The sequence below is a fragment of the Aliivibrio sp. S2TY2 genome (assembly GCF_028765525.1).
GTDB lineage: Bacteria > Pseudomonadota > Gammaproteobacteria > Enterobacterales > Vibrionaceae > Aliivibrio > Aliivibrio finisterrensis_A.
The window spans coordinates 696,805-714,442 of the sequence record NZ_JARACS010000001.1 but is presented as its reverse complement, the minus strand read 5'-3'; the positions used below and the strand labels follow the sequence as shown (position 1 = coordinate 714,442).

Here is a 17,638-nt window from a genome sequence, read left to right as displayed (position 1 = left end):
TAGGTGCTTTGGGCACTCTTCAATAAATCGGGAATAAAAATGGATGTATTGAGTAACAGAGCAAAGAGCCATATTAGCGGTGAACTGTATAACCCTAACTCAGAAGGTTTACCTGAAGATAGGCTTAAGGCAGCTAAATTGTGTCATCAAATCAGCACATGTTTTGAGGCTAATGAAAAGAATGCCTTGATTCGAACTCTCTTTGGCGGCTCTGATGAAACAACTCAGTTAAATGGACAGTTTTTCTGTGATTATGGTTATAACATAGAAGTCGGCAAAAATTTCTATATGAATACGAATGGTGTCATTTTGGACTGCGGTAAGGTCATCATTGGTGACTACGTAATGATAGGTCCTAACGTCACTCTATGTACTGCTGGTCATCCTCTTGATGCTGCCACCCGTTATACTTACGAAGAGTTTGCTAAACCAATCCACATAGCGGATAAAGTGTGGATTGGAGCTAATGTGGTTGTTTTACCCGGTGTAAATATTGGCTATGGTGCTGTTATTGGTGCGGGAAGTGTCGTGACTAAAGATGTGCCTGAAAATACAGTTGTAGTCGGTAATCCTGCGAGAGTCGTGAAAGAAAACATCAATCCAGAGTAAGGGTAAACACGCACCTAACAAGCATTTAAGAGTGATTCGCACGCTTGCCGTTTTCGCTTCGCTCAAAGTATAGGTAAGCGCCGCTCACACCTTAACGCGGCGTTAAATGACCTGTCTCAATGGATAATTAAGTGATACAATAGTGATACTTTGTTCTTTAGATAATGGAAACTGAATATGAAAGTTGAATTAGTCACTACATTAAAACGTCAAGCAACCAAGATTCTTTCTGAACTTCATGCTTCAAAAGAACCAGTGTTAATTACAGAGCACGGTCAACCGTCTGCTTATTTGTTAGATGTTGATGATTATGAGTTTATGCAAAAACGAATAGCTATTCTTGAAGGTATTGCTCGCGGTGAAAAAGCAATTTCAGACAATCGTGTAGTTTCTCATGAAGCCGCAAAAGAGAAGATGAATAAATGGCTGTAATTAATTGGACTGAATCAGCATTATTAGATTTGGACGAAATTGCAGAATATATCGCTATTAATAATATTTTATCGGCTAAGGCGTTAGTTCAATCAGTTTTCCATCGTGTTGAGCGTTTAGAGGATTTTCCATTATCAGGACGTAGTGTTCCTGAGCTTCCTCATTTAGATTATCGTGAAATTGTATTGCCGCCATGCCGTATTTTTTACAAAGTAACCAACGATGATATCGTATATATTCTTTATGTCATGAGGGAAGAGCGCGAGTTACGCCAATTTGTTCTCAATGACCGTGGTTTGCAGTAAGAGTTCCTTTAACGAGCGTTTAGCGGTAGCTGACACACTGGTCTACATCGATTTACCATATTCGGTCAGTTACTGGTTTGTGACTAAGCGCCTTCTCAAAGGACTCTTTGTAAAGCCAGAGGGGTGGCCAGAAGGAAGTTCGATATTAAAAGGCACAGTGAATAGCTACAAGACACTTAAGTTGTGTCCTAAGTTCTGGAACGATGATTTCACCTCTACGGTAATGGAATACTCGAGCAGTAAAGAAGTTTACATAATTAAAACAGTGTCTGAGTTAAATGACTTTGCTTTGACGCAAGCTAAAAATGTCGAGATGCTTTCCTGAGTCTGCGGATTTAATGGTAGTATTTCGTTTGACTCGTGGTATTGATGCTCGCGATGTAGCAAATGCTCATTTATGTGCAGTGGAAAAACGGCTAAGCGGCTTTAATCGTTTTATAATCTCAGGGGCAACTCCTTTTCATCTTTCTGATTGCGAAGCCCTATATACTGATGCCGAAGCCGAAGCTGTTATCAAGCGTAAGTGCCCTGAAATCGTACTAGCATTTAAACAAAGAAATTGGCAGTTACCTCAAAGTTTAGATCGCGTATATGATTCATCGTCCGCACGTGAGAAATTAGGCTGGTTACCTATACATGGTTTTGAAAGTGTTTTGGAAATGCTAGATACTGAAACAGCAGAAGTATTACCAATTTTGAAACGCAGCTAACAAACATTCAAGAGTGATTCTCAACGCTTGGCGTTCATTTAAGAAAACTCTATTATTTGGCGTTTAGCTTAAAAGTAATCTCTACACCTAAAAAATTAATTTGACCTAAACTTAGCTTGAGGTTTTATGCTTATCCTAAATAAAAAAAGAAGAGGATAGGTTATGCAAAATCATTGCATAAAAGAACTGGCGTCCAAGAGTTATCAAGAAGAACTAGCAAGGGAATACATTACTTCACAAAAGCATACATTTCATTATCCGAGCTTTTTTACAGGTTTAATTTCAGCGGTGTTTTTAGTAGGTCTTTTTTGATTCAAGTTAACATCGGTATTTGGCAAAACCACAAAGAATGTAGTAGATATTTATACAAGGAAAGTAAATGAATTTTAATCAAGTTACCCTGGCAGTTCATGACATAAATTTAGCTGTCGATTTCTATAAAACCCTTGGGTTAACTCAAATTGTTGCTGATGAGCATTATGCTCGTTTTTCGTTTCCTGATGGTGATGCAACATTCTCTATTTATCTTGATACTGATAAAAGAGATCTAGATTGTCGAGGTGTTATTTATTTTGAACATGAAGAACTCGAACAATTGGTAGAGTCCCTAAAAAGTAAAGGTATAGTCTTTTCTCAAGAGCTGACAATGCAATCTTATCTGTGGAAAGAAGCGGGATTAAGTGACCCTTCAGGAAACAAAATAAAATTATATTGGGCTGGAGAAAATCGTCTGAACCCACCTTGGAAGCTTAAAGAGCATATCTAATAAAGGCATATATTAACTTAGTTAAAGACCAATCAATAGTACTTAACTTATTGTTAATGCTATCAATAACTTGAATCATCAAAAAATACAGTTCTAAAAAGAGAAATGCTATGTGGACTATTCTGAAAAATAATGTGGAGGCTGATAATGTGTCATATGAGTATTGGGATGCACTTAAAAGCCGCGCAGAAAATGTGTTATCTAGATATACGCGTTACTCAAGGTAATCGTAGTATCTCATTTCAATGTGTTCGAAGGTTTGGCAGGTTATCAAGATAACGGCATTGATTGTGGAAATTATCGTTCAAGATGGATTCACAACGCTTGGCGGTTTTGGTTTGGGTCTAGTTTAGTGTTTACGATGTTCCAGTCGAGTGTCGTAGTAGCGTGGCTCACACCTTAATGCGGCGTTATGTTTCTAAGGCCTTATGGACAAGAACAATGAAAAAACATCTAGAACCAACAGTAAATGAGTCATTAATGCGATTTATGATCCCGGCTTCTGGATTGGTTGTAGCGATCTATCTTGCCTCTTCTGAGCACTTAGTTTCGGCTCTTATTGCTCTAATTATAAGCATTTATATTTTCCGGAAGGTCAAGCGCAATTTGTTACTAAGAAATACTGGTTACCCATCTAACTTAGCGAATTATCAGAATTGCAAGAGTGCAGCAATAATTAATGGTTGGAGTATGGTTAGTGATGTTGAAATGGTTAGGTTAGAGTTTGAGTCGAGTTCTACGTTAGGTAGCTGGGGGGAGCTAATTACAATAATGTTTACTTCTAATGGTATTCTTATTAACAGTAGACCATCCCCGCTAAAACGAGCGTCAATAACCTCATTAGGTCGAAATAGAATGAATGAACAAAAGGTGATCAATATGCTAGAGAAAAACCCGTATGTGGGAAAGAAACAGAAATAGTAGGAATTAAATGATGAATACAAATATAGCTTTACCATTATAAAAAAGGCTCAATCTCACGTCTTAACAGGACGTTAACTGCTTCTCGGTTTAAATTAATTCACCGATACTGGCTCTAATGTCTGCAATTGTAATAAACAGTTTGTTATCAGCGTCTTTGAACGCAGTAAAACCGTATTTTTCATAGAAATATTCAGCGCCATCTTTTGCGGCAACAATGACAACAGGGAAGGCGACTGTTTCACTTGCCATTAATAGCTTTCTAAGTGCATCAATCAAAAGCCATTCACCGAACCCCTGACCTTTGTATCTATGGTCAACGGCTAAGCGGGCAATCAAACCACCAGAAGTTACACTGTGATGTTTCTTCTGTAATTTAGGAGGTAAATCCTGAAGATCAATTGGTGTCATTGTTAATGTGTAATAACCAATAATGTGATCAGGACATTGTTTATCTTCAAGAACAAAGGTACGAGTATTGTCTTTCTTAGCTTGTTGGCTTGCCATAACTTTCAAGTAATTATTGAGTGGGGTAATACCACAATCAAAACGATTTCGGTCATGTTTAGCTTTTTCTAATTGGACCGTATTCATTATTGAGTTTTATCCATGTAACGTGAAGCGGCTTTTTGTAACTTGCTATTTGGTTTGGCTGGTTGGTCTAACGCAGTCATTAAACTCATAGCATCTTGCTGACTTAGTTGTAAGGCACGTTCACGTTCCATAATAGTTTTTGCTTTTTCTACAGCTGCACTAAGCACAAATGAGTTAATGCTAGACATACCGGCAATAGCCGCAGCTTGAGACAGTAGTTCTTGTGTATCAATATCTACACGTGCTGTAATACGAGGTAATGCAGTAGCCATAATAATCTCCATTCAGTGTCAAAGTGGCACAAGTGAATTCTAGTTTAATTATTATACGATGACAAGTTTTGTGTCACTTTGGCACGCAATTAGCAAATGCATTAACACAACTTACCGCGCTCGGGGAAATCAGAAAGGGGTACGAAATGAATCAGCATGAAAAACTAAATTATGTAGAGTTTGGTGCAAAGGACTTAGAATCAACTAAATCATTTTTCTCTTCAGTTTTTGGTTGGAATTTTGTCGATTATGGTCCGGAATATTCAGCGTTTTCCAATCAGGGTTTAGACGGTGGTTTCTTTAAGGCAGATTCTTGCAGCCAGAAAAATTCTGGCGGGGCTCTTTTGGTCTTTTACAGTGCGGATAGAGCCAAGCGGCAATGAGTTCGCAGTTTGGTCGGAAGCTCGCATATAACAAATAAGGATGTAGATGGCATTCGTCCTAGCTTATGGGATATTGTAGGTGCTTTAGTAGCGATACTAGGAATGGCAATCATAATGTTCTCCCCAAGAACCACATAACAACACTTTAAGAGGTTAATATGATCCCATTAAATACATCAATAGTGTCAGGCGTGGCATTATCTAAAATTGATGGCGAAGTGAAAATGCTACTCATGAAAAGAGTCAAAGGTGGCTTTTGGTGTCATGTTGCAGGCTCAATTGAAGAAGATGAAACTGGCATTGATGCTATCGTTCGTGAGTTTAAGGAAGAGACTCAAATTGAAGTGTCAAACCTATATAATGCTCAGTTTTTAGAGCAGTTTTATGAAGCGAGTGTGAATGTAATTCAGCTTATCCCTGTTTTCGTTGTGATGTGCCCACCAGAGCAAGAAGTGGTGCTAAATGAAGAACACACAGAATATAAGTGGTGTAGTTTAGAAGACGCGCTAGAGTTGGCCCCATTTCCAAATCAACACGCAGTGTTTAAGCATGTGTGGTCGTATTTTGTAGAAAAGCCAGTCAATGCGCTTTATCGGGTAGATGCTGGCTAAGAAACACTTAAAATCTTTTATGGTGGCGTTGCTCACTCCTTAATTCAGCGTTTTCTTTTATTTAAGTCATCAATTTCCCTTGTTATATTGAATTATATATTCGAACGAGTTCACACTTTTATATCGATAAAATTAATAGTCAGATTGTAAGATAACCAAACACATTATGATCTTCATAAGTTGATAGGTCATTCTCTTATAATATTACAGGTGATTTATATGTATTCTCGATTGTTTAAGTTAGTTTTCCTTTTAACGTTAACTGGCTGTGTGTCGACTCCTTACGATGAGCCAATATCTAATAATGTAGCAACAATTAAATTTTCCAATCAAGGGAGAGGTGATGCTGAAATTTTTATATATAAAGATGCACAGTTTTGTACTGGAAAACAGAATGCCGGTAAAGTGGATAGACTTTCATATAAAGAATTAACTCTCTTAGGAGGTGAAAAGCAAAGTTTTACATTTGGGTATGGTTTTGATGATTATAATGGTGTGAAATCTTGTTCTATTACTGCAACATTTACCCCTAAAATAAATGGTGTTTATGAGGTATTAATGGTTTCTTCTTATAAGGGATGTGTTGCCTACTTGTATGAATTTAACAACGGTAAAAAAATATCAATAGAAGGTGAACAAAGAGACTATTCTAGTCCGGTAGCAAGTGATGATTGGTGTGAATAATTGAAATAGAAAGTTAACGATTACAATTATGGTAGCATTGCTTGAACCTTAATTTGAGATAATGGAGGATTTTTAATGGGAACTATAATTGGTTTTGTTGTTTTAGCTGCTATAGATTGGTTTATTGTTCGTAAAACTGGACTTCATATTCATCAATGGGTCTCTAGAAAGTACGAAGAGTATTTACAGGGCAAAGAAAACGATAAATAGTATTTTCTTAGCCTACGAATTAAAAGGCATAATAAGGTACTTAATTTAACGCCTAACGCATAATAAGGAGATCTGATACATGTCAGGTATTACAGATTTAGATGAATTATTGCGTTCGATGAGGCCAAAGTTACTTGCTGCTGAGTTCGTGTTTTGTACTGTCTCTGGCGGACTCAAAGAGTATATTGGGTTAAATCCAATCGCGACATTTTTTGAACCTGAAGGGTTAACTCTCGTTCTTGAAAAGTCAGTAGCTGAGACCAATGGGTTATCGTTTGAAGGTTCCTACAGTCAAATCACATTAACTGTTCACTCGAGCTTGGAAGCCGTTGGTCTGACCGCCGCCGTCGCAAGTAAGTTAGCATCAAAGGGTATTAGTGCGAATGTCATTGCAGCTTATTATCACGATCATATTTTTGTTCAAACTAGCAAAGCAGAAGAGGCCGTATCTGCGTTAGAGGAGTTCAGCGCTTAAGACTGATTCACAACGATCACGACTTAATATAGTGGCTATGTGCCATGGAGGATGCGATGTCTAAAAATACAGCAACATATTGGAATTATGATTTTTAGCCGAGTGTTACTCGGCTTTTTTATATTCAAATATCATAAAAGTGGGTGTTTTGATTTCTGCCATTGTTCTTTGAATAGTACAACGCCTTATCTGCTTTGATTATCGCCTTTTCATTATTTGCACTATCTTCTTTATTAACAGAGTAGGTTGTAATCCCCATGCTTAAGGTAATAAAAGAAGACACATCAGAGTTCTTATGAGGAATAGATAAAGACGCGACACTGGCTTGAATGTTTTCGGCCATCTTTATTGATTCTGCTTTATTGGTATCCTTCATTACAATAATAAATTCTTCACCGCCAAATCGAGCGAGAAAATCATGATCTCTACAGCTTTCTTTTAACGCTTTAGCGACTGCGATTAATGCTTCATCACCTTTTTTATGGCCATAGGTGTCGTTGTAATTTTTAAAGTAATCTATATCTATCATCATGACAGAGCGAATAGTTATATCTTGCATGTTCTCTAAGAAGTGCAATTCTAATGCTCTTCTATTTGGTACTGCTGTTAAACCGTCGGTTAAACTAAGCTCATGTAATTTAATATTAAGGGCATTGATCTTTTTGTTTTTGCTGAACAAAATTCGAACAAAAACAGCGATAACGACAAGAATACAAAGCAGAAAACCAGAAAAGAACATTATCTTATTGGCGTTTTTTTCAAGTTCTAAAATTCGACTTTCTTTCTTTTTATTATCAAAAGAGTGAAGTAAAAATTGAGTTTGTGCTTGGTTATTATCATTCAACTGCTTCGCCTTTACCGCGTGGCTTTTTTCTAAATAGAAAGCGGCTTTTTGGTAGTCTTTTTGTTGCAGGTAGGCATCATATAAATAGGAGTATGTTTCATCTTCCAAGTAAAAGAGTTTACGCTTTTGAATCGCCTCTTTTGCTAAAGTGTGGTGATGAATAGAGTCATCATATAAACCTAAATGATTGTAAACCTTACCATAAGTATTATTTAAGGTGACATCAAAGTGATAAAAGCTGTTTGAAAGCCCATTTGCGTGACGCTCACTGGCTTGTGTTAGTAGCATAAGTGCTTCTTCTGCTTTTCCGGTAATCGAAAGGTACTCAGCTTCTAGTAATAATTGGTTTGTTTGGAAGTTTTCTTTAACAATCGAGTCACTTTGTGCTCTAAGAAGTCTCTTTGCTTCATCTAAGTAATACTTTGCATTTGCCATATCATTGATTTGAAGGTATGCACTATAAAGCTTGTATACGATGTAATAAGCTTCATCAGGTTCTGTGTTGTTATTTTTATTTTGATACTCAAGTGCTTGCGTCAATTGGCGAATCGCTTCGTCATAGTTTTTTAAAAAAAGATAATCGATACCAATGTCCGTTAAGGTATAAACAATATCGCTATATTGCTCTTTCTTTATGTAAATATTTAGCGCTTTTAATTTAAAATCAATACCTAGAATGGTTTGATTGTTGTTCCAATAAGAAAGGCCAAGAATGAAAAAGACTCGTTCCATTTCTGGATATTTGATTTCTTGTGCGAATTCAAGTGTTTTTTGAGCTTGTTGAATACTGAGTAAGCTTCCTTTTTCAACATGAGCAAGATCATAAGTTCGACCTAATGAGATCGAGATAAAGGTATCGCTATAATCTTGGTTTGAATTAAATAAATTTTCCGCATTTTGGTAGCTAAGTTTCGACCTTTCGTACTGTTTTTGCTCTATTTCAATATAACTTCTTTCATAATAAAAACGAGAGAGTACATGTGCAGGAAGATCGGTATATATGTATTGCTTAGCATAATTAAAATGCTTTTCAGCCAGTTCAAATTGGTTGTTAGCTGAAGCTATATAGCCTTTAAGAAATTCAATATAGAAGATATCTGATTTTTTTGTTTGTAACGTTGTAGGCTGAGAGATTACAGAGACTAAAAAATCAAGATGTTCCCCGCGGCGGGCTGACTGAATGTTAAGGATTAACTCAATGGCTTTCTTGATTGAAGGCGATTCTTTAGATGAATTTACAGGTGTATCTTTCGATAAAAGGCTAATAGAAAGAACAAGAATCAAGATTATAGAAATCAGCGTAGCTGTTAAAAGCCTTAGTTTCATGCAGGAATATCAAATAGAATTAAGTAATATTTATTTTATCAATAGAATAAGGATAAATATACATTAAAATCTTATTATTGAGAGGTTGTTTTTGTTGTTATGTGATATTCAACAATAAATGAAAATGCGAATAATCAGTTCTAGTGGATTTCTTTCATAATTACTGCTTGTTTTTTATTCTTCTGGATCAACTGCTTATTAAATTTATTTTAGTTATAAATATTAGTGTTCAAACTAAATTTTCGTTCAGCGGCTATCTTTGATACAATCTCGCGCCTGTTTTAGAGGAGAGCTAAATGAAATTACTGTATTGGTTAGATGAGTGGTTAACCAACTCACGTTCAGAGCAACAAGCAAGACTTCCAATGACTGGAAGCGATTTACTTGACGATGTCTTTGTTAAGTATGAGTTTATTGACTTGGATAAGCCATTACTGTTTACGTTTTCTCCTGCTGGAACTAACCTAAAAGAACAAGATCTTCATGATGACTTTGCACCGTGGGGTTATCACTTGGCGCAAAAGCAAGAAGTGAATATCATTGCTTTTCAACATTTAGGTCAAAGTAATTGGTTCCGTAATCGCAATTTAATCTTCTTCCTCGAACAATTATCCACATTACTCGAACCGTTTAAAAACCGATTGGGTTATGGGTTAAGTCGTGGTGGTTTTGCCGTTGGTGCTTTTGCTGATGTGTTGCAACTCGATCAAGTTTTGCTGTTTCACCCTGTGAGCACTAAAAACCAGAAAATAGCGCCATGGGATGACAGATCAAGCACAGAGATAGCACAACAATTTGATTGGGAAGGGGATTACCACGATCTTAATTTAGGCAAAGCGAAAGGTTATATCATTTATGATCCGACTAACCGCATTGATCGCCTGCACGCAAAACGTTATCCAGAATTGACACATTTACGTGTGTTTGGCATGGGGCACGGTACTCATGCAACGTATTTGAATAAGTTTGGTTTTTATAAGCAAGTGGCGGTTGATTTTATGCGTCACCAACAAATCGATATTGCTCAGTTCCGTCAGCAGACTAAAACATTGCGTTTTAAAGAAGATTATTACAAGCGCCTTAATAAAGCCAATTCAAGCTCTGAGCATCGTCTGGGTTTATTGAGTAAAGCACACAATATTGTTCTTGGTGAGAAAGAAGCGCACGTACAAGAGCACCAAGCTCAAATAGACGTACAACCTTTGATCGATATCGCAATGAAGCATCAAGATGAGCACCCACAGGATGCGATTCAACTGTTAGAAATGGCGCAGTTATTAGTGCCTGATGACCCAATGGTTGAGCATAAATTAAGACAGTTAGCTTAGCGCTTATTGCTGATAATTAGTGCTTGTACCGATAACTGAATAAAAACGCCTCATCATGACTGGGGCGTTTTTGTATGTGCGCTTTAATGATATTTCACTAAGGCATTTCATTCTTTATATAGACCTATTACTATAAAGATTAAGTCCTTTAAATAAGAAGTAATCGAATATGTCTCTTCCTCCTTGCCCTGCATGTCATTCAGAATTTGTTTATCCAGATCAAAACCATCTCATTTGTCCTGAGTGTGCCCATGAATGGAACCCTGAAGAAGTCTTTATGGAAGAGATGGTGAGCGTAAAAGACGCGAACGGAACCTTGTTAGAAGAAGGCGACAAAGTTACGGTTGCTAAAGATCTCAAAGTAAAAGGCAGCTCTTTAGTGATTAAAGTCGGCACAAAAGCAGTTATTAAACGTATCGTTGATGGAAAAGATCATCAGTTAGATTGTAAAGTCGATGGCGTTGGTGAAATGATGGTCACTGCTCAATTTGTTAAAAAAGCTTAACTATTATGAATGATGATCGAGAAGTCATTGAGATTTTACGACAGCGTATTCCATCGTTCGAATGCACAAAAGGGTGTCACGATTGCTGTGGACCAGTCACGGCATCAGCAGAAGAAATGCGACGTTTGCCTGTTAAAACAGACGCTGAACATGAAGCCGCACTAGAAGCGTATAATTGTGTGCACTTAGGTCCGCATGGATGCACTGTATATGAAGAGCGTCCACTGATCTGCCGCTTGTTTGGTACAACACCACGTATGGCCTGTCCAAATGGATGTAAACCTGAGCAAATGATAGATGAGAATATCGAAAAATTAGTGCATCACTTTAATAGAAGTACACGGCAAGTGTTGGTTTGAATACAATAAAGACTCAGATATTAATACCTTACTGCCATAGTATAATTGTCCAAATTTGAGTCGCATAAATCATGTGCATTTTTTATAAATTTAGAGTGACAAAATGGTAAATCTTGAGCAAAATGCGCCACGATAATTTATAACTGAGTGTTATTGAATAATGGATATCCAACGTATTAATCCAAGTGAAAAATGGTCTGATGTAACTGTGTTTAATAAGATGGCGCATTTTGTAGAAGTGCCAGCTGATGAAACTGCAGATATGCTAGGTCAGGTAGAGCAAGTGTTTGTTCAAGCAGAAGCGATGCTAGCAAGCGTAAACAGTGATAAATCACGTCTTGTTTCAGTCACTATCTATGTTACTGATTTTGCAAATCTAAGCATTTTAAATGAAGCATGGATTAAGTGGTTGCCTGAAGGCTGCGCACCAAGCCGAGCTTGTTTAAAAGTTGAGTTAGCTGATCCTGATTATTTAGTTGAAATTGCTTTTGTAGCAGCAGTGAAATAACAAGACGATTTGTATTAAAATAAAGCTCGATAGGCAATGGTTTATCGAGTTTTTTTGTTTTTAATGCTATGCAGGGAGAGCAGCAGATGAATAATGTATTTGAAGATATTCCAACCACTGTCCCTTCTGAGATATTTGAAGAGATAGTGACAACTCAGAATCTCCGCATTGAGCGTATTTTATCTTATGGACAGAGTTCGCCAGCGCAAGGGTGGTATGATCAGGATGAAAATGAGTGGGTGGTGGTGTTATCTGGTTTTGGTGTCATAGAGTTTGAAGATGGCCGTGAAGTACACTTAAAGAAAGGCGATTACCTTAATATTAAAGCGCACGAAAAGCACAAGGTTAAAGCAACATCTTTAAAAGAAGTAACGGTTTGGTTAGCTATTTTTTATGTTTGAGTAATAGAGATGGATAAAGCACAATTTTTTGGTTTATTGGCTTCATTTTTTACGTTAATAGGACTTATTGCTTTGTTATCTGCAGGTTCACATTCCCCTGTTTATCAATGGCCTTATGAGGCTTTTCAGGGATTGGTTTTCGCGTTAGCTTGGGGATTTGGTTTTTCTGTAGGGATCAGTTATCTGGTGTCTACCGTATTTGTTTTATTGTTGCTTATTATCGCTTTTATTACAGGAACTAAGGCATCTCGATGTGTATTAAAATGACTGAAAAAGAAAAAATGCTTGCAGGTTTACCTTACGATGCTTGGGATGACGTTTTGCTCAGTGAAAGGATGAGAGCGAAGGCAATATGTCATCAATTTAACTTGGCTGATCCAACCAAGCTAGGTGAAAGGGCTGAGATTTTAAAAGGTCTGCTTTGTATAAAAGATCACGTAAATATAGAACCGAATTTCTTTTGTGATTATGGCTATAACATTGAGCTAGGGAGTAATTTTTATTCTAACCATAATTTGACAATATTAGATGTGTGTAAGGTGACGATTGGTGATAATGTTCTGTTTGGTCCGAATGTTATGATATCTACGGCAACGCATCCGTTAGATCCTATTGAGCGCCTAAGTACAGAGTATGGTTCTCCAATCACTATTGGCAATAATGTTTGGTTTGGAGGTAATGTATCAATATTACCTGGGGTTACTATTGGAGATAACTGCGTGATTGGAGCGGGGAGTGTGGTTACGCGTGATATACCAGAGAGCTGTGTTGCCGTTGGGAATCCATGTCGCGTAACAAAATCAATATAAGTAAATTTACGCATTAAAAAGAGCAAGTTGAGTTAATAGTACATATCACTTTTTACTTATAGTTATGTGTACTTTTGTATAAATGTAGATAAATATCCAATGCCGGGTTCTCCGTTTTGTTCTGCTTTCCAGCATTGGTAAATAGCAGTCTCGTGGTCTGCGATTAACTGGAAGACTTCAATATGGTCTTCAGCTTCTAGAGCCCACTCACGGTATTTTTTTTCGTATGGCTCGACCCAATCGGTGAGTGTATCTACAAGCTCTTTCCAAGGCAGAGTAAACCAGCGTTTTGCATCAATAATGCCTTTATCGATCATTAAATGGTCGTGGCGTTCAAACGGTATTTGAAGCTTGTGTAGGCTGATCTCAAGTAGATCTGCCGTTACTATCTCAACTTGAGTCAAGGCTAACCACAGTGGGTGAGATGTTTTATCAGTATAGTTATCTGAAAAATAAGTAAAAAATGAAATACCATAGATTTCACCTTTGTATGCACTATGTATGCGTTTTTTCATCAAGAGCCTTCTTTATTTTTATCCAAGAGTTTACGTAACCAAAAGAGTGTAAATAAGCCGTTATGGACAGTTTTTTTAGTAGTGAGATTATACTCTCCAATTCAACGTTTTTCTTCTTTATGACCTTACTTCTTACTGGAGTTTTACATATCCCTTTGTGGTGTGGCAAAAACCTATCTAAAGTGCAATGGAAAAAAGTCGATTATCTTTGGCCGATTGTTGCTGGCATAGGATTGATGGGAACCGTCTCTGAAGTCAGATCAAGAGTAGCCAGTGATTGGGCTGAGACAGAGCATACTCGTGCAGTGTTAAGCCTTGAATCCATTAATAAGTATACCTCCAATCAGCTAGAGAGTTTCTTATGTACGAATGAGAAAGGCGTCGATGAGGAGGTTGAGTCGCAACAATCTTGTGCTTGGTTCTTAGAATCAACAATGTATTTACGTTCGATGAATTTTAATGAACTTCCTAATATTACGTTTGATAGCTTACCAAGAATCACTTTTAGCTCGGGGCTAATTGAATCTAATATCATGTACTTAGAAGGTATGTTTGATAACTATCAGAGTCAAAAGCATGTGTATGAAACTACGATGCTAGAAACCAAAAAACATCCACTGGAAGAAGCTTTTTGGTATTTAAGCCCTTATTTGATTTGTATTGCAATTTCAGTTCGCGTAACTAAAGTCTCTGCAGAATTAAAAATGGAAAAGCAAAATAGTTAGCAGTTGTTAAGCGGCCCTGGTCTGTCCAGTTGTTACTTGGTTCACACTATGACGAATGGATAATGGCATTCCCTTAATTAAGCAGTATTTTTACTAGATGTAGATAATAATTCTAATTAAATATACATAGGGAAATGCAATGCTTAATGAAAAAACAACAGGTTTAGAGCTTTTGTCTGGCTTAGAACTGATGCAAGCAATGGTGACTGGTGACTTCCCACATCCATCAATGTCGGAAGTTGTGCCAATGAAAATCACTGTTGCTGAATATGGAAAAGTGATTTTTGAAGCGATGGCGGATGAGCGTCATTTAAATCCTCTTGGTGGTGTGCATGGCGGTTTCTTTGCAACAGTAATGGACTTAGTAACAGGCTGTGCCGTTCATACCACCTTAGAACCTAATGTAGGTTATGGGACGATCGACCTGCATGTGAAAATGTTGAAGGCAATACCCCAAAACATACTATTGATCGCCGAAAGCCGTGTCATACAGTCAGGTTACTCTTTGGGTATATCAGAAGGAAGCTTGAAAGATAAGCAAGGTAACTTGTATGCGCATGCTACAGCTACCTGTATGATCTATCGAGATAAATAATTTTTCCGCTAGTTGAAAATGTGCCACTTATCAAATTCCATAATGACAATTCAACGTATTATAGATTAAGAAGTTAGATAACTGATTTATTTTTAAAATATTGTCGTAGTAAATGGAGTTTATGATGATTCACACGATTAAGGAAACCGTATTACATTACCCTCAAACGTTGTTAGATAGCTGGAATCAAGGGAAGATGGATTGGGTATCATCTGATTTATTTGTTCCTTCTGAGGTTTATGAAGAGCCCTCATTATATTTTTCTAAGTATTATACGCTTGCTCAATATAACGATAAGGGGTGGTTAGGTACGGTATTTTACGCTCTAGGTAATTGGGAGGTTGAAAACCCAACCTATCACTCAGGACGAGTATTGATTGCTCAATATATTGATCCAATTAAGCTTTCTCTTTTTAAAGGACTACGAACAGGAATTACCTCGGGAGAGCCAGATCTATTTTTATATAAGCCAGATGGAACATTGTTATTTATTGTAGTTAAGCAGGCTAATGAGAGCTTAACTGATGCGCAATTGATCTGTTTATCAAACATTAAATCTGTTTTGGAATGCGATGTGGAAATCGTATCTTTAGTTGAAGAAAGTCATCAATACGCGGCGAAAAGCTATGAGATTAAAGTGGTTCAATTTCCTAAGCCTCTTGGGGTCTGATATCAATGAATGGAAAATAATCAATAAATAGACCACACTTATTGATTATAAAAAGTAAAATAAAGGATAGCTGATGAACTTAAGGATGAGGCATTGGTGTATAGGGATGATTTTTACTGGCTATTGCTCAGAGGCAGTGTCGGTTTCTGAATTATGGTTAGATCGCTATGCGTATGACGCCATTCAGCAAGGTTTTAATAAGAAAGACATTTCTGTTTATTATAAGAAGCGCGCCAGTATTGATGATTATGCATTAGCAGCATATACAGATTATCGTGCATTTTTATTTGATATTACCAACAAAACACCGGATCAAGTGACCCAATTTTCAAAAGAATATTCTGATTATCCGTTTTCTATTTCAATTCGTGCAGACTATCTTAATGCCTTAATTAGATCTAAAAATTGGAAAGCACTTACAGAGTATCAAACCACGTTACCTCGGGATCAAGATTACCAATGTTGGTATTACACTGCCCATTACCATCAAGGTAACACAGAGATGGCATTTAAAGGGGCGAAAATGCTTTGGTTAAACGGTGAAAGTGTCTCTAATGCTTGTAATGGTTTGTTTTCATATTGGACACAGGCAGGAGAAAAAACAGATATAGAGATCCTTCAGCGTGCATTATTAGCTGTAAAGAGCCGAAATCCACGTCTAATTACTTATTTACGAAAATTAGCATCTAGTGAGCAGAGTAAGGATGTATTGACCGAAATGCTAGATCTATATCAAAAGCCAAACAAAATGATAATGCGCTTTGAAACCAAAAAAGATAATTCGTTTAATCGTGCTTATGCTCAAACAATGTTTATGCATGTAGCTCGCCATGATGTCGCTAAAGCCTATCCTACGTTTCAGTTTTTAATGGATCATTTTAAGTTTGAAGAGGGAGAGTTTCAACCGGGGTTAGAATTTGCTGCTGTACGATTATTAGAAGCAAAAGATCAAAATGTAATTGAATGGCGAGATCAGGTATTTAAAAATTCAAGCAATAAAACAGCATTAGAGCAACGAATCCGATTGGCGATTAGAAAGGCTGACTGGAAAGGTATTCAACATTGGGTCTTGAAGTTACCAGAAGAGAATATAACGTCGTATCGCTGGCAATATTGGTTAGGACGAAGTGAAATTGAATTGGGCGATAAGGCAACGGGAGAAGCGAGATTAAAACGTATATCAGGGGAGCGTCACTTTTATAGTGTGGCTGCAGCAATCAGTCTTAATAGGCAAGTTAAATACCCTATAGCACGGGCTGAAGTAAACAGTGAAAAGTTGTCTATGTATGAATCTGATATAGCTAGAGTACATGAATTGTTAGCACTTGGAAAAGAGGGGGCAGCAAAGAGTCAATGGCGCCATCTAATTAGTCGAACACCAATGAAAGACAAAGCTTTACTTACTGCTTATGCGAAACAACAGAAATGGCAGGCTTTTGTCCATGATGCGACATTGGTTGGCCAACTATGGGATTACATTTATTTGCGTTTTCCTGTTCATTATTATGATGTATTTGAGCGCTATGGTAAGAAACATAAGGTTGATGTGATTTCGTTATTGTCATTAACACGGCAAGAGAGTGGCTTTTCTCCGTTCGCTCATTCTCCTGTGGGGGCTTTGGGCTTAATGCAGGTTTTACCAAGTACAGCAACGTACATCACAGATAAATATGATATCAGTTATCAGCAAAGAACTGAGCTGTTTAACGCTGAAAAGAACATTGAAATTGGCAGTCGCTATCTTGGTCATTTATTGAATCACTATGATCAAAATAGGATTTTTGCTTACGCTGCGTATAACGCGGGGCCAACGATGGTGTCTGTATGGCGACGACAGTCTAACCCGAATATTGATATCTTTGCGTATATCGAGGGCATTTCATTTAAAGAGACCAGAGTTTATGTGAAAAATATTTTAATGTTTGAAATGTATTATCGAGAAATTATGGGTCGAAAAGGTCCTTTTCTAACACAAGCAGAATCAAACTGGCATCCATAGCGCAGCAGTTAAATTACTAGAAGTGACAGCGTCACCTGTTAGTGTTATATGCATCCGAAAAAGAGATGGTTTCTAACTTTAT

The 17,638-nt window shown here is 37.2% G+C and carries 24 protein-coding genes and 5 pseudogenes; 25 read left to right on the top strand and 4 right to left on the bottom strand.

What is annotated here, in order from left to right; all coding sequences use genetic code 11:
• Nucleotides 1–39: 39 nt before the first annotated feature.
• From PVK63_RS03260 to PVK63_RS03225, 8 genes and pseudogenes are all read left to right on the top strand, one after another.
• Nucleotides 40–609 (top strand): sugar O-acetyltransferase, encoded by a 570-nt coding sequence (locus tag PVK63_RS03260; protein ID WP_130087146.1) that lies wholly within the window; start codon nt 40–42, stop codon nt 607–609.
• 177 nt (nt 610–786) lie between these two features.
• Complete coding sequence (locus PVK63_RS03255) at nt 787–1,041, top strand: type II toxin-antitoxin system Phd/YefM family antitoxin (RefSeq protein ID WP_011263488.1); 255 nt, start codon at nt 787–789, stop codon at nt 1,039–1,041.
• Nucleotides 1,032–1,346 carry a type II toxin-antitoxin system RelE/ParE family toxin gene (locus tag PVK63_RS03250; protein WP_274439836.1) on the top strand — a complete coding sequence of 105 codons (315 nt, stop codon included), beginning with the start codon at nt 1,032–1,034 and terminating at the stop codon, nt 1,344–1,346. The genes PVK63_RS03255 and PVK63_RS03250 overlap by 10 nt, the downstream gene beginning before the upstream one ends.
• Nucleotide 1,347: 1 nt before the next feature.
• Nucleotides 1,348–1,671: pseudogene (locus tag PVK63_RS03245) on the top strand (adenylate kinase); the annotation flags it as partial.
• A pseudogene (locus PVK63_RS03240) lies at nt 1,646–2,056 on the top strand (NAD-dependent epimerase/dehydratase family protein); the annotation flags it as partial. The pseudogenes PVK63_RS03245 and PVK63_RS03240, both read left to right, overlap by 26 nt.
• A gap of 379 nt (nt 2,057–2,435) precedes the next feature.
• Nucleotides 2,436–2,822 (top strand): VOC family protein, encoded by a 387-nt coding sequence (locus tag PVK63_RS03235; protein ID WP_130087143.1) that lies wholly within the window; start codon nt 2,436–2,438, stop codon nt 2,820–2,822.
• 155 nt (nt 2,823–2,977) lie between these two features.
• Nucleotides 2,978–3,126 (top strand): annotated as a pseudogene (locus tag PVK63_RS03230) (histidine phosphatase family protein); the annotation flags it as partial.
• Nucleotides 3,127–3,263: 137 nt separating this feature from the next.
• The gene (locus tag PVK63_RS03225) at nt 3,264–3,743 is read left to right on the top strand and encodes a hypothetical protein (protein WP_130087141.1); all 480 of its coding nucleotides are present in this window, start codon (nt 3,264–3,266) and stop codon (nt 3,741–3,743) included.
• Nucleotides 3,744–3,833: 90 nt separating this feature from the next.
• Here PVK63_RS03225 and PVK63_RS03220 read toward each other — a convergent pair whose 3' ends face one another.
• Both PVK63_RS03220 and PVK63_RS03215 read right to left on the bottom strand, forming a co-directional pair.
• Nucleotides 3,834–4,340, bottom strand: coding sequence for a GNAT family N-acetyltransferase (locus PVK63_RS03220; protein ID WP_130087139.1), 507 nt, complete (start codon nt 4,338–4,340; stop codon nt 3,834–3,836).
• The gene (locus tag PVK63_RS03215) at nt 4,337–4,609 is read right to left on the bottom strand and encodes a type II toxin-antitoxin system TacA family antitoxin (RefSeq protein WP_065610351.1); all 273 of its coding nucleotides are present in this window, start codon (nt 4,607–4,609) and stop codon (nt 4,337–4,339) included. The genes PVK63_RS03220 and PVK63_RS03215 overlap by 4 nt, the downstream gene beginning before the upstream one ends.
• Nucleotides 4,610–4,755: 146 nt before the next feature.
• On the opposite strand from PVK63_RS03215, the pseudogene PVK63_RS03210 reads away from it, so the two are divergent.
• From PVK63_RS03210 to PVK63_RS03185, 6 genes and pseudogenes are all read left to right on the top strand, one after another.
• Nucleotides 4,756–5,023 (top strand): annotated as a pseudogene (locus PVK63_RS03210) (VOC family protein).
• Nucleotides 5,024–5,034: 11 nt separating this feature from the next.
• Nucleotides 5,035–5,130, top strand: a pseudogene (locus PVK63_RS03205) (YnfA family protein); the annotation flags it as partial.
• A gap of 20 nt (nt 5,131–5,150) precedes the next feature.
• Nucleotides 5,151–5,603, top strand: a complete 453-nt coding sequence (locus PVK63_RS03200) for an NUDIX hydrolase (RefSeq protein WP_130087136.1) — start codon at nt 5,151–5,153, stop codon at nt 5,601–5,603.
• A 219-nt stretch (nt 5,604–5,822) separates the two neighbouring features.
• Entirely contained in the window at nt 5,823–6,287 is a 465-nt protein-coding gene (locus PVK63_RS03195) for a hypothetical protein (protein ID WP_130087134.1), read from the top strand.
• Between the two features lie 75 nt (nt 6,288–6,362).
• Nucleotides 6,363–6,497: a hypothetical protein gene (locus PVK63_RS03190; RefSeq protein ID WP_274439833.1), complete on the top strand. Its 135-nt coding sequence runs from the start codon at nt 6,363–6,365 to the stop codon at nt 6,495–6,497.
• Nucleotides 6,498–6,576: 79 nt separating this feature from the next.
• On the top strand, nt 6,577–6,972 hold the full coding sequence (locus PVK63_RS03185; protein ID WP_130087132.1) for an ACT domain-containing protein: 396 nt from the start codon (nt 6,577–6,579) through the stop codon (nt 6,970–6,972).
• 124 nt (nt 6,973–7,096) lie between these two features.
• Here PVK63_RS03185 and PVK63_RS03180 read toward each other — a convergent pair whose 3' ends face one another.
• Nucleotides 7,097–9,142, bottom strand: coding sequence for a tetratricopeptide repeat-containing diguanylate cyclase (locus tag PVK63_RS03180; RefSeq protein WP_130087131.1), 2,046 nt, complete (start codon nt 9,140–9,142; stop codon nt 7,097–7,099).
• A gap of 296 nt (nt 9,143–9,438) precedes the next feature.
• On the opposite strand from PVK63_RS03180, the gene PVK63_RS03175 reads away from it, so the two are divergent.
• The 7 genes from PVK63_RS03175 to PVK63_RS03145 all read left to right on the top strand — a co-directional run bounded on the left by PVK63_RS03175 (nt 9,439) and on the right by PVK63_RS03145 (nt 13,052).
• Nucleotides 9,439–10,470 (top strand): cytosolic protein, encoded by a 1,032-nt coding sequence (locus tag PVK63_RS03175; RefSeq protein ID WP_130087129.1) that lies wholly within the window; start codon nt 9,439–9,441, stop codon nt 10,468–10,470.
• 169 nt (nt 10,471–10,639) lie between these two features.
• Complete coding sequence (locus tag PVK63_RS03170; protein WP_130087127.1) at nt 10,640–10,975, top strand: zinc ribbon domain-containing protein YjdM; 336 nt, start codon at nt 10,640–10,642, stop codon at nt 10,973–10,975.
• Nucleotides 10,976–10,980: 5 nt separating this feature from the next.
• Nucleotides 10,981–11,334, top strand: a complete 354-nt coding sequence (locus PVK63_RS03165) for a YkgJ family cysteine cluster protein (RefSeq protein ID WP_130087125.1) — start codon at nt 10,981–10,983, stop codon at nt 11,332–11,334.
• A 160-nt stretch (nt 11,335–11,494) separates the two neighbouring features.
• Nucleotides 11,495–11,842: a RidA family protein gene (locus tag PVK63_RS03160; protein WP_130044516.1), complete on the top strand. Its 348-nt coding sequence runs from the start codon at nt 11,495–11,497 to the stop codon at nt 11,840–11,842.
• An 86-nt stretch (nt 11,843–11,928) separates the two neighbouring features.
• The gene (locus tag PVK63_RS03155) at nt 11,929–12,243 is read left to right on the top strand and encodes a cupin domain-containing protein (protein WP_130087123.1); all 315 of its coding nucleotides are present in this window, start codon (nt 11,929–11,931) and stop codon (nt 12,241–12,243) included.
• A 9-nt stretch (nt 12,244–12,252) separates the two neighbouring features.
• Nucleotides 12,253–12,510, top strand: coding sequence for a hypothetical protein (locus PVK63_RS03150; RefSeq protein ID WP_130087121.1), 258 nt, complete (start codon nt 12,253–12,255; stop codon nt 12,508–12,510).
• Entirely contained in the window at nt 12,507–13,052 is a 546-nt protein-coding gene (locus PVK63_RS03145) for a sugar O-acetyltransferase (protein ID WP_130087327.1), read from the top strand. The genes PVK63_RS03150 and PVK63_RS03145 overlap by 4 nt, the downstream gene beginning before the upstream one ends.
• Nucleotides 13,053–13,114: 62 nt before the next feature.
• Here the strand turns inward: PVK63_RS03145 and PVK63_RS03140 are convergent, their stop codons facing one another.
• Entirely contained in the window at nt 13,115–13,567 is a 453-nt protein-coding gene (locus PVK63_RS03140; protein WP_130087119.1) for a hypothetical protein, read from the bottom strand.
• 62 nt (nt 13,568–13,629) lie between these two features.
• On the opposite strand from PVK63_RS03140, the gene PVK63_RS03135 reads away from it, so the two are divergent.
• The 4 genes from PVK63_RS03135 to PVK63_RS03120 all read left to right on the top strand — a co-directional run bounded on the left by PVK63_RS03135 (nt 13,630) and on the right by PVK63_RS03120 (nt 17,556).
• Nucleotides 13,630–14,292 carry a hypothetical protein gene (locus tag PVK63_RS03135; RefSeq protein WP_165371195.1) on the top strand — a complete coding sequence of 221 codons (663 nt, stop codon included), beginning with the start codon at nt 13,630–13,632 and terminating at the stop codon, nt 14,290–14,292.
• A gap of 139 nt (nt 14,293–14,431) precedes the next feature.
• Nucleotides 14,432–14,887, top strand: coding sequence for a PaaI family thioesterase (locus PVK63_RS03130; RefSeq protein ID WP_130047377.1), 456 nt, complete (start codon nt 14,432–14,434; stop codon nt 14,885–14,887).
• Between the two features lie 121 nt (nt 14,888–15,008).
• Nucleotides 15,009–15,557: a VRR-NUC domain-containing protein gene (locus PVK63_RS03125; RefSeq protein WP_242511069.1), complete on the top strand. Its 549-nt coding sequence runs from the start codon at nt 15,009–15,011 to the stop codon at nt 15,555–15,557.
• Nucleotides 15,558–15,630: 73 nt separating this feature from the next.
• Nucleotides 15,631–17,556, top strand: a complete 1,926-nt coding sequence (locus tag PVK63_RS03120) for a transglycosylase SLT domain-containing protein (protein ID WP_130087117.1) — start codon at nt 15,631–15,633, stop codon at nt 17,554–17,556.
• Nucleotides 17,557–17,638 lie beyond the last annotated feature (82 nt).